The sequence below is a fragment of the Rhizomonospora bruguierae genome (genome assembly GCF_018397995.1).
Classification (GTDB): Bacteria; Actinomycetota; Actinomycetes; order Mycobacteriales; family Micromonosporaceae; genus Rhizomonospora; species Rhizomonospora bruguierae.
Window position 1 is genome coordinate 21814 of the sequence record NZ_BBQH01000032.1, and the last position, 14141, is coordinate 35954.

At 73.3% G+C, this 14141-nt stretch carries 13 protein-coding genes and 3 pseudogenes; 3 read left to right on the forward strand and 13 right to left on the reverse strand.

Features of this window, described 5'->3' with window-relative positions; all coding sequences use genetic code 11:
• Window position 1: 1 nt before the first annotated feature.
• The 10 genes and pseudogenes from KJS59_RS17775 to KJS59_RS17810 form a co-directional block, all read right to left on the reverse strand.
• Window positions 2-337 (reverse strand): hypothetical protein, encoded by a 336-nt coding sequence (locus KJS59_RS17775; RefSeq protein ID WP_213454035.1) that lies wholly within the window; start codon window positions 335-337, stop codon window positions 2-4.
• A 72-nt stretch (window positions 338-409) separates the two neighbouring features.
• Window positions 410-1294 (reverse strand): GTPase Era, encoded by an 885-nt coding sequence (gene era, locus KJS59_RS17780; RefSeq protein ID WP_213454036.1) that lies wholly within the window; start codon window positions 1292-1294, stop codon window positions 410-412.
• A complete protein-coding gene (locus KJS59_RS17785; protein WP_213454037.1) occupies window positions 1291-1629 on the reverse strand; it encodes a cytidine deaminase in 339 nt (112 codons plus the stop codon). The genes era and KJS59_RS17785 overlap by 4 nt, the downstream gene beginning before the upstream one ends.
• A complete protein-coding gene (locus KJS59_RS17790; protein WP_213454038.1) occupies window positions 1622-2956 on the reverse strand; it encodes a hemolysin family protein in 1335 nt (444 codons plus the stop codon). The genes KJS59_RS17785 and KJS59_RS17790 overlap by 8 nt, the downstream gene beginning before the upstream one ends.
• Window positions 2953-3417: an rRNA maturation RNase YbeY gene (gene ybeY / locus KJS59_RS17795; protein ID WP_213454039.1), complete on the reverse strand. Its 465-nt coding sequence runs from the start codon at window positions 3415-3417 to the stop codon at window positions 2953-2955. Before ybeY ends, KJS59_RS17790 begins: the two co-directional genes overlap by 4 nt.
• Window positions 3418-3431: 14 nt before the next feature.
• Window positions 3432-3788 (reverse strand): annotated as a pseudogene (locus KJS59_RS31260) (PhoH family protein); the annotation flags it as partial.
• A gap of 237 nt (window positions 3789-4025) precedes the next feature.
• Window positions 4026-4859 (reverse strand): annotated as a pseudogene (locus tag KJS59_RS32030) (LAGLIDADG family homing endonuclease); the annotation flags it as partial.
• Window positions 4848-5558: pseudogene (locus KJS59_RS31270) on the reverse strand (PhoH family protein); the annotation flags it as partial. The pseudogenes KJS59_RS31270 and KJS59_RS32030, both read right to left, overlap by 12 nt.
• A 124-nt stretch (window positions 5559-5682) precedes the next feature.
• Entirely contained in the window at window positions 5683-7014 is a 1332-nt protein-coding gene (locus tag KJS59_RS17805; protein WP_213454086.1) for a serine hydrolase domain-containing protein, read from the reverse strand.
• A gap of 23 nt (window positions 7015-7037) precedes the next feature.
• Window positions 7038-7391: an HIT domain-containing protein gene (locus KJS59_RS17810; RefSeq protein WP_213454041.1), complete on the reverse strand. Its 354-nt coding sequence runs from the start codon at window positions 7389-7391 to the stop codon at window positions 7038-7040.
• 160 nt (window positions 7392-7551) lie between these two features.
• Between KJS59_RS17810 and KJS59_RS17815 the strand changes: the two genes are divergently transcribed.
• On the forward strand, window positions 7552-10008 hold the full coding sequence (locus tag KJS59_RS17815; RefSeq protein ID WP_249714355.1) for a beta-glucosidase: 2457 nt from the start codon (window positions 7552-7554) through the stop codon (window positions 10006-10008).
• Window positions 10009-10043: 35 nt separating this feature from the next.
• Window positions 10044-10304 (forward strand): DUF6343 family protein, encoded by a 261-nt coding sequence (locus KJS59_RS17820; protein WP_249714357.1) that lies wholly within the window; start codon window positions 10044-10046, stop codon window positions 10302-10304.
• 19 nt (window positions 10305-10323) lie between these two features.
• On the opposite strand, the gene KJS59_RS17825 is transcribed toward KJS59_RS17820, so the two are convergent.
• The 3 genes from KJS59_RS17825 to hrcA are packed head-to-tail and all read right to left on the reverse strand — an operon-like array spanning window position 10324 to window position 13273.
• Window positions 10324-11049, reverse strand: a complete 726-nt coding sequence (locus KJS59_RS17825; protein WP_213454043.1) for a 16S rRNA (uracil(1498)-N(3))-methyltransferase — start codon at window positions 11047-11049, stop codon at window positions 10324-10326.
• A 3-nt stretch (window positions 11050-11052) separates the two neighbouring features.
• A complete protein-coding gene (gene dnaJ / locus KJS59_RS17830; protein WP_213454088.1) occupies window positions 11053-12189 on the reverse strand; it encodes a molecular chaperone DnaJ in 1137 nt (378 codons plus the stop codon).
• A gap of 58 nt (window positions 12190-12247) precedes the next feature.
• Entirely contained in the window at window positions 12248-13273 is a 1026-nt protein-coding gene (hrcA, locus tag KJS59_RS17835; RefSeq protein ID WP_213454044.1) for a heat-inducible transcriptional repressor HrcA, read from the reverse strand.
• Between the two features lie 230 nt (window positions 13274-13503).
• Here hrcA and KJS59_RS17840 point away from each other — a divergent pair, with 230 nt between their 5' ends.
• Window positions 13504-14088 (forward strand): DUF4870 domain-containing protein, encoded by a 585-nt coding sequence (locus KJS59_RS17840; protein WP_213454045.1) that lies wholly within the window; start codon window positions 13504-13506, stop codon window positions 14086-14088.
• Window positions 14089-14141: the final 53 nt, after the last annotated feature.

Sequence of the window (14141 nt, forward strand, 5' to 3'; positions counted from 1 at the left end):
GTCAGCGCCGCATCGGCTCGCCGAGCGGGTGGGTGCAGAACGTCTTGCCGATCAGGCCGTCGGTCTGCGCGCTCTCGGCGTCCGTGGGCGGGACCAGCCCCTCGTACCGGGCCGCGTCGTCCCGCGGGTCGAAGCCGACGGCGGCGGCCTCCGCCAGCGACCACCAGCGATCCGCGTTGCGGCTGACCCCCCAGATGACGTGGAAGCCGGAGGCGTCCGTGGTGAGGAAGGACTCCACGAGGCGCCCGCAGTCGTCCGGCGACAGCCAGGTGTCCAACGCCCACTCGGCCTTCGGCTCCGGGAAGCAGGCGCCGATCCGGACCGCCACCACGGTCATGCCGAAACGGTCGGCGTACAGGCTGCCCAGGGCCTCCAGGCCGCCCCCGTGATCAGCACGGTCGACACCGCGCTAGAACCCCAGCTTGCGCAGTTGCCGCGGATCCCGCTGCCAGTCCTTGGCGACCCGCACGTGCAGGTCCAGGTACACCCGGCCGCCGACCAGCTTCTCCACCTCCTGCCGCGCCCGGGTGCCGACCTCCTTGAGGCGGCTGCCCCGGTGCCCGATGACGATGGCCTTCTGGCTGGGCCGCTCCACGTAGACATCGGCGTAGATCTTCGTCAGGTTCCCCTCCGGCACGATCTCCTCGACCAGCACCGCGATCGAGTGCGGCAACTCGTCCCGCACCCCCTCCAGGGCGGACTCGCGGATCAGCTCCGCGATCAGCACCTGCTCCGGTTCGTCGGTGAGCATGTCGTCCGGGTACAGCTGCGGCGAGGGCGGCAGATACCCGGTCATCACGTCGACCAGGGTGCCGACCTGGAAGCCGGAGACCGCGCTGACCGGTACCACATCGGCGAACTCACCGAGCTCGCTGACCGCCACGAGCTGCTCGGCGAGCCGGTCCCGGGGCACCAGATCGGTCTTGGTGACGACCGCGACGACGGTGGCCTTCAGCTCGGCGATCTCGCCGGTGATGAACCGGTCGCCGCGCCCGACCGGCTCGTCCGCCGGAATGCACAGCCCGATCACGTCGACCTCGCTCCAGGTCTGCCGGACCAGGTCGTTCAGGCGCTCGCCGAGCAGGGTGCGCGGCCGGTGCAGGCCGGGCGTGTCCACCAACACGAGCTGGGCGTCCGGGCGGTGCAGGACCGCCCGGATCACGTGCCGGGTGGTCTGCGGCTTGCTGGACGTGATGGCGATCTTCTGGCCGACGATGGCGTTGGTGAGCGTCGACTTGCCGGCGTTGGGACGCCCCACGAAGCAGGCGAACCCCGCCCGGTAACCGTCGGTCATCCCAGCACGGTACCCAGCACCTCGCCGCCGGGCGCGGCCAGGTGGATGGGCGCGTCCACGGCGAGATCGCGCACGGCGGCCCGCCCGGCCTCCTCCACCGCGGCGGCCTCGGTGACCACCGCGGCGGCCTCCAGGCTCCGGGCGCCCGCCGCGGCGGCGGAGGCGACCGCCAGTTGCAGGGCGGTCAGCCCCAGCGACGGCAGCGCGACCGTGGCCGCGGCATACGTGCGCCCATCCTGGTCCCGGACCGCGGCGCCCTCGGCCGCACCGACCCGGGCGCGCGCGCCCCGGGCCAGGACGACGAGCTTGCTGTCCTCGGCGTCCAACTCAGACATCGGCGTGCTGCCTCTCCTCGGGGGTGGGTGCGGCCTCGGCGGGCGCACCGTCGCCGGCCGCGACCCGGCGGACCAGGACGGTGTCGATGCGGTTGCGCCGCCCGGTGGTGCCCTCCGCGAGCAGGCGCAGCCCGGCCACATCGGCGGTAGCGCCCGGGATCGGCACCCGGCCCAGCGCCTGGGCCAGCAGCCCCCCGACGGTCTCCACCTCGTCCGCGGGCAGTTCGGTGTCGAACAGCTCGCCGAGATCCTCGACGGGCAGCCGGGCCGCCACCCGCACCGCCTCCCCGTCGAGCCGCTCGATCGGCGGGCGCTCCACGTCGTACTCGTCGGTGATCTCGCCGACGATCTCCTCCAGGATGTCCTCGATCGTGACCAGCCCGGCGGTACCGCCGTACTCGTCCACCACGATCGCCACGTGGATGCGGGCCGCCTGCATCTCCGACAGCAGATCGTCCACCGGCTTCGACTCGGGCACGAAGCTGGCCGCCCGCATCACGTCGGCGACCGGGATGTCCGGGGCGGCCGGGTCGTCGCTCTGGGTGCGGCGCACCACGTCCTTGAGGTAGAGCACGCCGAGCACGTCATCGACGCTCTCCCCGACCACCGGGATGCGGGAGAAGCCGGAGCGCAGGAACAGCACCAGGGCCTGGCGCAGCGCCTTGCCGGACTCGATCCACACCATCTCGGTCCGCGGGACCATGACCTCGCGGGCGATGGTGTCGCCGAGCGCGAACACCGAGTGGATCATCTGCCGCTCGCCGTGCTCCACCACCCCCCGCTGCTCCGCCAGGTCAACCAGCTCGCGCAGTTCGATCTGGGTGGCGAACGGGCCGCCGCGGAAGCCGCGCCCCGGGGTGACCGCGTTGCCGATCAGGATCAGCAGCGAGGCGAGCGGGCCGAGCGCCCGGCCCAGCCACCGGACCAGCCCCGCCGTGCTGCGCCCGACCGTGTACGCGTGCTGCCGGCCGATCGTGCGCGGGAACACCCCGACGACCACGAAACTGACCACGGTCATCGCGCCGGCGGTGACCAGCGCGGCCGTCCAGCCGGCGCCGAACGTGTCCACCGCGACCAGGGCGACCAGGGTGGTGGCGGTCAACTCGGAGAGCAACCGCAACAGCAGCAACAGGTTGATGTGCCGGACCGCGTCGGCGGCGACCGCCTGCAGCGCCTTCGCACCGCGCAGCCCGTCCCGGGCCAGCTCCGCGGCGCGGGCGGCGCTGACCGAGTTCAGCGCCGAATCGATCATCGCGAACAGGCCGGCCAGAACGACCAGGCCGGCCGCGAACACCAGCAGGGTGAAGTCCGGTAGCCCGGAGCTCATTTCTGCCCGGCCCGCCAGCTGTCCAGCAGCCGCGCCTGGAGCCCGAACATCTCGCGCTCCTCCTCCGGCTCGGCGTGGTCGTAGCCCAACAGGTGCAGGACGCCGTGGACCGTGAGCAGGTGCAGTTCGTCCGCGGCGGGGTGCCCGGCGGTGCCGGCCTGCTTGGCCGCCACCTCCGGGCAGAGCACGATGTCGCCGAGCAGCGCCGGCTCGGGGCCGGACGGCTCGCCCGGCCCGTGGTCGACGCTGCTCTCATCCATCGGGAAGGCGAGCACGTCGGTGGGGCCCTCCGAGCCCATCCACCGGTGGTTCAGCTCGGCCATGTAGTCCGCCTCGACGAGCAGGATGGACAGCTCGGCGAGCGGGTTCACCCCCATCTGGTCCAGCGCGTGCCGCGCCACCGCCAGGATCGAGTCGGTCTCGACCTCGACCCCGGACTCGTTGGCGATCTCGATGGACACGTGTCTCCCGTCCCTCAGCGACGCCGGCCGGCGCCGCGGCCCGCCGCCCGGCCACCCACCGGCCGGACCGCCTGGTTCTGCTGCTGCTCCGCGTCGTACCGGGCGTACGCGTCCACGATGTCGCTGACCAGCCGGTGGCGGACCACGTCGGAGCTGGACAACTGGGCGAAGTGCACGTCCTCGACGCCGTCGAGGATCTGCCGGACCACCCGCAGGCCGCTGGTCGTGCCGCCGGGCAGGTCCACCTGGGTGACGTCGCCGGTCACCACGACCTTGGAGCCGAAGCCGAGCCGGGTCAGGAACATCTTCATCTGCTCCGGCGTGGTGTTCTGCGCCTCGTCCAGGATGATGAACGCGTCATTGAGCGTGTTGTGCGTGACGATCAGGTCGTCGGTCACGTACAGCGAGTCGGCGGCCGCGACCTGGATGCACACGGTCTCCATCTCGCCCGCCGGCTCGATCCGGTGGACGAACCGCATCGGGCGGCCGCCGCCGGTGGCGTCGTAGCGGACCCGCTTGCGCTCCAGCCGGAACGGCTGCGTCCCGGCCGGCAGCCGGATGTCCATCACGAAGGCGTCGCTGCGGTAAAGCACGGCCAGGCCCGGCTTGCGACCCGCGGCCGGCCGGTGCCGCCAGTACGCCACCCCGCCGAGTGACCGGACCAGAAACAGCACATCGTCACGGAGCCGCTCGGAGCAGGTCGTGTACTGGATGCGGCAGCTCCGGCCGCGCTGCGTCACCGGGCCGCCGTCGCTGTCGAACAGGCCCTGGAGCAGCGCGAGGCGGACCTCGGCGCTGTTGCGCAGGTAGACCTCGGGCACGAACCTCGTCCCGGACCGGGTTCCGGCGAGCCCCAGTTCCCGCAGCGCGGCCATGACGGGGTTGACCGTGATGACGCCGCCGCGTGAGCCGTTGGCGTTGCGCAGGACGTAGTCCACCTCGCTCTTGCGGTACAACTCGATGCCGGGCAGCGCCGCCTCCAGCGCCTCGGCCAACTCGGCGTCGGCGGTGCAGAAGGCAGGGGTGGTGGTACCGGTCAGGCAGCCGTCACCGAGCATCAGGCCCAGCGCGTACGGGTCCATCGGCACGTCCTGCGGCACGAACTGGACCGGAGCGACCAGCGGCAACTCGTACCGGTGGACGCCGCCCCGGCGCAGGTTGCCGATCATGTCCTGGGTCTGGACGACCCGGGCGCCGCGGTCGTGGCTGCGGTCGTCCGGGGTCCGCACCGTCCACAGGTGCTCACCGCAGGCGAGTGTCTCCGCGCCGTCCTGGGTAACCACCCGGTAGACCTGCCTGCGGCCCTGCGGATATACGCCGAGCACCGGCGTCGGCAGGCCGTTCGACCCGACCACCAGATCCCCCACGGCGAGATCGCCGATCTGCCGCCAGCCGTCGGGCGTGAGCACCTTCGCGGTCAGCGGCTGCGCGCGGCCCCGCATGTAGGCCAACGGAGCCACTTCGATGGTTCCGGCCTGCATCAGGCGGGGAATCGTCTCCGGGTCCAGCATGTCGTGCAGCGCGTCGTACAGCGGGCGCAGGTACGGGTCGATCTTCTCGTAGAGCGTGCCGGGCAGGAAGCCCAGCCGCTCGCCCGCCTCGACCGCCGGCCGGGTCAGGATGATCCGGTTGACCTGCTTGGCCTGCAGCGCCTGCACGGCCTTGGCCATCGCCAGGTAGGTCTTGCCGGTACCGGCGGGGCCGATCCCGAAGACGATCGTGTGCGCGTCGATCGCGTCCACGTACCGCTTCTGGTTCAGCGTCTTGGGGCGTATGGTGCGCCCGCGCCGGGACAGGATGTTGAGCGTGAGCACGTCGGCGGGGCGTTCGGTGGTGTCCTGCTCGAGCATGCCGACGGTGCGCCGGACGGCATCGGTGGTCAGCGTCTCCCCATTGTCGATCAACTCGATCAGCTCGGCGAACAGCCGCTCGGCCCGCGCGTTCTCGGCCGGCGGCCCGGTCACCGTGATCTCGTTGCCGCGCACGTGCACGTCGCTGGCGACCGAGCGCTCGACCAACCGCAGGATCTCGTCGCCCGGTCCGAGCAGGTTCACCATGATCCGCGGGTCGGCGACGGTGATGCGCGTCTGTACCCGGGTCTGTCCCGGCGCGTGGCCGGTGGCCTGTGGCGTATCGGTCATAGCGCGGCCTTCGGCCCCTGCACCTGCTCTCGCTCTCGTGCCCCGCCCTCGGTAGGGCGATGGTTGCGGCATTCCATGGTATCCGTCCAAGGCCGGGACCAGCGCGCCCAATTTCGGGCCGCGCTCACCCGCCACCGAACGACTCCTGCCCCCGGGTGAACCGGTATGTCGCCCAGTGCAGGCGGACAACCGTTCCGTCCGCGTCCCGGGTGAGGCGCAGCAGTTCACCGACCTCCCGCCCGGTCACGCTACGCAGCCGGTCCGGCTCGCCCGCCACCGGCTCGAAGACGGTGGACGGGGCGTCCGCCGGGTCGCTCGCGCCGCGGGCCTGCAACGCGCCGTCGCGCCACAGGAACACGTACTCGTACCCCTCGCCCCACCAGCGACCCAGCACCGAGGCGTACTCCGGCGGCACCGGCTCCCCGGGCAGCCAGGGGGCGATGTCGGCCGGATCGTCCTCGACGGCCACCGTGAGCAGGTCGTTGACCAGGTCCAGGGCGTGCGCGGCGGTACCCGAGGAGAGCAGCATCGCGCAGCCGAGGCCGCGGGGGGTGTCCCGGCCGCCGCCCCGCCGGCCGTAGGCGGTGGCGAGGAACCCCGGCATGGCGCCGTCGTGCCCCACGTGCATCACCCGGCCGCCGCGCGGCGAGAGCAGCAGCCCGAGGCCGACGCCGCCGCTCCACACCGTCTCGTCCCGGACCGTCGCCGGCCAGCGCATCTCGTCCAGCGTCGACGGGCGCAGCACCCGGGCCTGCGGGTCCACCATCTCCGGGTCGGCCAGGAACGCCGCCCACCGCGCCAGGTCCGTCGCGGTACCCCACAACTGCGCGGCGGGGGCGACGGCGCCGAAGTCCGTCGGCGGCTCGGGGCGGGCGTGGTCCGAGAAGGCGTCGACCAGGTACCCCTGCGCGGCGGTGGGACCGGGCTCGGCCCCGGTGCCGGTCAGCCCCAGCGGGGTGAGGATCCGGTCCGCGACCACCTCCGCCCACGGCCCGCCGCGCAGCCGGGCGGCGGCGTGCCCGAGCAGGGCGAACGCCAGGTTCGAGTAGTGGAACCGCCGGCCCGGCGGGAGCACCTGCTCGGCCCCGGCCAGGTCCGCCAGCAGCCCCGGCAGGTCCGGCGCCCGCAGCGTGTCCCACACGTCGCCGTGCGGCTCCCGTTGCAGGCCGGACGTGTGCGACAGCAGCCGCCGGATGGTCAACTCGCCGTGCGACGGCACCTCCAGGTGCGCGTCGACCGGGTCGTCCAGGTCCAGCAGGCCGTCGTCGCGGCACTGCATGACCAGCACGGCGGTGAAGGTCTTGGTGATCGACCCGATCCGGAACCGGGTGTCGTCGTCCAGCGGCCGTTCGGTGCCGGAGCCGCCGACGGTGAGGGTCCAGAGCGGCCGGTCGACGCGGGTCAGCGCGGCCGCCAGCCCCGGTACCCGGTGGTCGGCCTGCGCCGCCCGCACCATGCGGGCGAGCCGGTCGGTGCCGCTCACCCGGTCACCAGCATCGGGCCGAGCGGGCGCCCGCCGAGCAGGTGCGCGTGCACGTGGTCGACCTCCTGGCCGCCGTACTCGCCGGTGTTGAACATCAGCCGGAAGCCGTCGCCGCGCAGCCCTTCCCGCTCCGCCACGTCCGCCGCCGCCGCCAGCAGGTCGCCGGCCAGCGCGGGGTCCGCGTGGCCCAGCGTCGCCACGTCCGGGTGGTGCGCCTTGGTGATCACCAGGATGTGCACCGGCGCCTTCGGCGCGATGTCGCGGAAGGCCAGGGTGGTATCGGTCTCCCGGACCACGGTCGCGGGGATCTCGCCGGCAACGATGCGGCAGAAGATGCAGGTGTCGTTCACCCAGCGGATGCTAACGGTCGGAGCCGGCCATCGAGGCGCCGCCAGGCCGGCTGGCGACCGTTCGCTCACCGCTCCGGCTCCCACCCGGCACCGCTGGCAGCTCTGCTGGAGGCGTGGGGGTATGGCGGTCGGCGGGTGGTGGGTTAGCGTTCGCTGATCGATGGGCACCAGTCGGGAGGCGGGCATGGGGTCGGATCGGGAGCGGTACCGGGAGGTCATCGAGCGGGCGATCGCGGCCCTGGACCTACCGACCAAGGTGCACCTGCTGACCGGCCAGGACACGTGGAGCCTGCCGCCCATCCCGGCGATCGGGCTGCGTTCGCTGGTGATGTCGGACGGGCCGATCGGCGTGCGGGGCGTGCAGTGGACCCCGGACGATCCCGCCGTGGCGCTGCCCAGCCCGACCGCGCTGGCCGCCACGTGGGAGCCGGACCTGGCGCGCCTGGCCGGGCGGGTGCTCGGGCAGGAGGCCCGGCGCAAGGGGGTGCACGTCCTGCTCGCGCCGACCGTGAACCTGCACCGCAGCCCGCTCGGCGGCCGGCACTTCGAGGCGTACTCGGAGGACCCGCTGCTCACGGCGCGGATCGCGGTCGGGTACGTGCGCGGGGTGCAGGAGCAGGGGGTCGGCACGACGGTCAAGCACTACGTCGCCAACGACTTCGAGACGCAGCGGTTCACCGCGAACGTGCTGGTCTCCGAGCGGGCGCTGCGGGAGCTTTACCTGCTCCCGTTCGAGGCGGTCGTGCTGGAGGCCGGCGGGTGGGGCGTGATGGCCGCGTACAACTCGGTGAACGGCACGACGATGACCGAGCACCGCGAGCTTGAGCACGGGCTCCTGAAGGGAGAGTGGGACTTCGACGGCGCGGTGGTGTCGGACTGGACCGCGGCCCGCAGCGTCGCCGCGGCGCCCGGCGGCACGGACATAGCGATGCCGGGCCCGCGTGGGCCGTGGGGTGCGGCGCTGGTCGCGGCGGTCCGCGCCGGTGAGGTCCCCGAATCGGTGGTCGACGACCAGGTGCGCCGGGTGCTGCTGCTCGCCGCCCGCACCGGCGCGCTGGAGGGGGTGTCACCGGTGGTGGCACAGCCGCCGGCCCCCGTCGACCCGGACGCGGTGGCCCGCGAGCTGGCCGCCCGCTCGTTCGTGCTGGCCCGCAACGACGGGGTACTGCCGGTCGGCGGCACCGAGACGGTCGCCCTGATCGGCGCCGCCGCCCGGGACGCCCGCGAGCAGGGCGGCGGCTCGGCGCAGGTGTTCCCCGGGCACGTGGTCTCCCCGCTGGAGGCGCTCACCGCGGCCCTGGGCGACCGGCTCACGTACGCGCTCGGCGCCGACCCGGCGGCCACCCTGCCACCGGCCGGCGGTCCTCAGTGGACGAATCTGGACGGCGAGCCCGGCGTCTCCGTGGTGCTGCGCGCCGCGGGCGGTGCCGTGCTGCACACCGGGAAGCTGCCCGTGGCCACCGCCCGGTACCAGGGGCACCTGCCCGGCGACGCGCCGCTGGCGGAGGTGTCCACGGTGGAGTTGGTGGGGCGGTTCACGCCGGAGGTGACCGGGCGGCACGAACTGTCGGTGCGCGGGGTCGGCACGTACACGCTGACCGTGGACGGGCAGTCGTTGTACGCGGGCCCGCTGGCACCGGAGAACGACGACCTGGGCGTGGCGTTCCTGGCCCCGCCGGAGCACCGGGTCGGCGTGGAGCTGACCGCCGGCCGGCCGGTCCGGGTGGTGCTGGGCCGGGAGATGGGCAACGTCGAGGCATTCGACACGGCCGTGCTCCACCTCGGGCACCGCGCCCCGATGGCCGCGCCGGACGAGCTGATCGAGGAGGCCGTCGCCGCCGCGGCCGCCGCGGACGTGGCCGTGGTCGTGGTCGCCACCACCGAGGAGGTGGAGTCCGAGGGCTTCGACCGCACCCATCTGGCCCTGCCGGGCCGGCAGGACGAGTTGGTGGCCCGGGTCGCCGCCGCCAACCCGCGCACGGTCGTGGTGGTGAACGCCGGCTCACCGGTGCTGATGCCGTGGGCGGACGACGTGGCGGCGATCCTGCTCGTGTGGTTCCCCGGCCAGCAGGGCGGCGCCGCGCTCGCGGACGTCCTGCTCGGCGCCGCCGAACCGGGTGGCCGGCTGCCGACCACCTGGCCGGGCGCGACCGAGGACTGCCCGGTGCTGTCGGTCACGCCGAAGAACGGGGAGGTCGCCTACGACGAGGGCGTGTTCATCGGGTACCGGGCGTGGGAGCGGTCCGGAAGGGCGCCGCTGTTCCCCTTTGGGCACGGCTTCGGGTACACGACCTGGGCGTACGAATCGGTGCGGGTGACCGGCGCGCGGCAGGCCGTGGTGCGGCTACGCAACTCCGGTGGGCGGCGCGGCCGGGAGGTCGTGCAGCTCTACATCGGCCCGACCGCCCCGGACGGGGACCGGCCCGCCCGGTGGCTCGCCGGCTTCGCGACGGTCGAGGCGGCGCCCGGCGAAACCGTGGCGGTCACCATCCCGATCCCGGAACGGGCGTTGCAGGTCTGGGCCGGCGGCTGGCGCACGGTGGCCGGCACGTACCGGGCCGAGGCGTCGCACAGCCTCACCGACCCGCGGGTGAGCTGCACCTTCGACGCGGGTTAGGGCGGCGGGCCCAGGGGGTACCCGTAGCTATGGCCATGAGATCACAGCCGAGCGGCCGGCGCGGCACGATCGGCCACCCGTACAGCGCGCTCAACCTGCGCCTGGTCCTGGCCCTGTTCGGCGCCGTGAGCTGCGCCGTGCTCGGCGTCTTCGCCGCGCTGGGCGGCATCATCTGGGCGGCCGTCATCCTGAGCCTGCTGGCCGTCGTCGCCATTGTCGATACGGTGGTGGTGTTCCGGCGGCGGGCCGCGCGGCACCGGGAACAGCCGGGGCGCCGGTTCAGCCTCTTCGAGTAGCCTCCAGCCGCGGCGGCGGTCACCAGCGACCCAGCCGGGCGGAGAGGACCGCGATCGCCGCCACCCCCGCGGTCGACGTGCGCAGGACGCTCGCCCCGAGCCGGACGGTGCGGCCGCCCGCCTCGCGGAACGCGTCCACCTCGTCGTGGCTGATGCCGCCCTCGGGGCCGACGACGAGGGTGATCTCGCCGGTCGCGGGTAGCTCCACACCGGACAGGCGGTCGGTCGCCTCCTCGTGGAGGACGAGCAGGTTCGGCCGCTTGACCACGTGTCTGGTGGCCGCCTGCTCGGTCACCGGCGGCACCCAGGCCCGGCGCGCCTGCTTCGCCGCCTCCCGGGCGGTCGCCGCCCACTTCTCGCGGGACCGTTCGCCGCGCTCCCCGCGCCACAGCGCGACCGAGCGGCTCGCCGCCCAGGGGACGATCTCGTCGACGCCGGCCTCGGTCATCGCCTGCACGGCGAGTTCTCCCCGCTCCCCCTTGGCGATGCCCTGCACCACCACGAGCCGGGGATCGGGCGGCTCCTCGTACCGCCGGCCGGTGACGCTGAGGGCCAGGGCGCCCTTGCCGCCCCTGCCGGGGGCGACGACCGTCGCGTCGGCCGTGCCTCCCCGGCCGTCGGCGAGCACCACGACCTCGCCGGGGCGCAGCCGCTGCACGGAGGCGGCGTGGTGCCCCTCCGGACCGGTGAGCGTGTACGTGGGCCCGTCCGGCAGGGCCGGGACGAGGAACAGCGGAGCTGACACCCGTTAGGCGTGCCCGTTGAAGGCGTCCCGCATGCGGGAGAAGAAGCCCGCCTGCTTGGACAGCTCGGCGACCTCCTCACCCCGGGACGTGGCGAACTCCCGCAGCACCCGCTCCTGCTCCGCGTCCAGCTTCGTCGGCGTGCGCACGTCCAGGTGCACGTACAGGTCGCCGCGGCCCTGACCGCGCAGGTGCGGTACGCCCTTGCCACGGATGCGCAGCGTCGAACCGGGCTGGGTGCCGGCCTTGACGTCGACCTGCTCCTCGCTGTCCAGCGTCTTGATGGTCAGCCGGGTGCCCAGGGCGGCCGCGGTCATCGGCACCGTCACCCGGCAGTGCAGGTCGTCGGCCTTGCGGGAGTACACGTCGTGCGGGCGCTCGTGGATCTCCACGTACAGGTCGCCGGGCGGGCCGCCGCCCGGGCCCACCTCGCCCTGCTGGGCCAGCCGGATGCGCATGGCGTCCTCGACGCCGGCGGGGATCTTCACGGTCAGCGACCGGCGGGTGCGGACCCGGCCGTCGCCCCCGCAGGTGGAACACGGGTGCGGAATGGTGGTGCCGTAGCCCTGGCAGGCGGCGCACGGGCGGGACGAGACGACCTGCCCCAGGAAGGTGCGCTGCACCGACTGCACCTCGCCCCGGCCGCCGCACACCTCGCAGGTGGCCAGGTGGGTACCCGCGGCGGTACCGGCCCCCGTGCAGGTGGTGCACAGCACGGCGGTGTCGACCGTGATCGGGGCCTCGACGCCGAACGCGGTCTCGGCCAGGTCCAGGTCGAGGCGGAGGATCGCGTCGGCACCCGGCCGGGTGCGCGGGCGGGGGCCGCGGGTCGCGCCGCCGCTCGCGCCGAAGAACGCGTCCATGATGTCCTGGAAGCCGACGAACGGGCCGCCCGCGCCGGCGCCGGGGCCGCCACCGCCGCCCGGGGCGAGCGGGTCGCCGCCGAGGTCCACGATCTGGCGCTTCTGGTCGTCGGAGAGGACCTCATACGCGGCGTTGATGTCCTTGAACTTCTCCTGCGCCACCGGGTCTGGGTTCACGTCCGGGTGGTACTGGCGGGCCAGCTTGCGGTAGGCCCGCTTGATGTCGTCGGCGGTCGCGTCCCGGGGCACCCCCAGGATCCCGTAGTAGTCCTTGGCCACTGCGTCCGGTGTCCTCATGTCTCTCTTCGCACCGTTGGAAGCTTGTAGGGGAGAAGAATCAGTTCTGTGCCAACAGGTCGCCCACGTAGCGTGCCACGGCGCGGACCGTGGCGATGGTTCCGGGGTAGTCCATGCGCGTCGGGCCCAGCACCCCCAGGCCACCGACGATCACCGGGCCGGGGCCGTACCCGGTGCTGACCACCGATGTGGACCGCAGGTCCTCGAACTCGTTCTCGTCGCCGATGCGTACCCGAAGGGTACTCGTCGGCTCCACCTCCCCGATCAGCTTGAGGAGGATGACCTCCTCCTCGAGCGCCTCGAGGATCGGGCGCAGCGAACCCTGGAAGTCCAGCAGCCCGCCGCGGGTGAGGTTCGCGGTGCCGGCCAGGGCGATCCGCTCGTCCCGCCGCTCGACCAGGGTCTCCAGCAGGACCGTCGAGAGCATGGTCATGGCCCCGCGCAGGACCGGCGGGGACTCCTCGACCAGGGCCTCGACCAGCGGCGGCGTCTCGGCCATCCGCGCGCCGGCCAGCTTCTCGTTGACCATGCGGCGCAGGTCGGTGACGTCGTCGGCGGTGATCGGGGTGGGCAGCTCCACCAGGCGCTGCTCGACCCGGCCGGTGTCGGCGATCATCACCAGCATCAGCCGGGTGGTGGAGATCGGCACCAGTTCCAGGTGGCGCACCGACGAGCGGGACAGGCTCGGGTACTGCACCACGGCGACCTGCCGGGTGAGCTGGGCGAGCAGGCGGACCGTGCGGTGCACCACGTCGTCCAGGTCCAGCGCGCCGACCAGGAACCGCTCGATCGCCCGGCGCTCGGCCGGGGACAGCGGCTTGACCCTGGACAGCCGGTCCACGAACAGCCGGTACCCGCGGTCGGTGGGCACCCGGCCGGCGCTGGTGTGCGGCTGGCGGATGTAGCCCTCCTCCTCCAGCACCGCCATGTCGTTGCGCACGGTGGCCGGGGAGACGCCCAGGTGGTGCCGCTCGACCAGGGCCTTGCTGCCGACCGGCTCCTGGGTGGCGACGTAGTCCTCGACGATGGCCCGCAGAACGTCCAACTTCCGGTCGTCGAGGCTCATCGCCACCTCCCTCCGCTACCCGCTGGCACTCGCCCGTAGTGAGTGCCAGTCTAAGTCCTGGTACCCCGGTTCGACCATGACCGTGCGCACCCTGACCGGCGTCCACCATGACCGATTGCACCGTGACCGCTCAGCACCATGACCGCTACGCGCCCATGAGCACCAGAGTGTCGACAAATAGCCAGAGTGGCGTCTGGCGCGGGTTGATCTGGCCACTTACGGTGGCGGGCATGACCGAACCACCTCGCCCCCCGGGAGAGGATCCGACCTCCCCGCCACAACCCCCGTCCCCGTCATCGACGTCGGGCGAGGCGCCCGCGTCCGGCTACGCTCCCCCGCCGTCGACCGGGCCACAGTACGACGCCCCGTCCTACCCGCCGCCCCCGTCGTCGGGGCCGCCCGGCGGCTACCAGCCGCCGCCACCCGGTGGGTACGGGGGGCCCGGCTACGCGGGTGCCCCGCCGGCCGGTTACGCCACGAACGACGACAAGACGTGGGCGCTGATCGCCCACTTCGGCGGCGCCCTGGGCGCCTTCATCAGCTTCGGGCCGCTCGGCTTCGTCGGCCCGCTGATCAGCTACGTGGCCAAGGGCCAGCAGTCGCCGGCCGTGCGCGCGCACGCCGTCGCGGCGCTGAACTTCCAGATCCTCTGGTCGATCATCGCCTTCGTGCTGCTGTTCGTGAGCTGGTGCATGCTGTTCATCCCGAGCCTCATCGTGTTCGCGATCCAGATCATCTTCGGGATCATCGCGGGCGTGAAGGCCAACGAGGGGCAGCTGTACAAGTACCCGATGTCGGTGTCCTTCATCAAGTGAGGCGTGCCCCGGCGCTCCCGCGTCGGGGCCGCCCTCCGAGCGCGGGCCGCCTC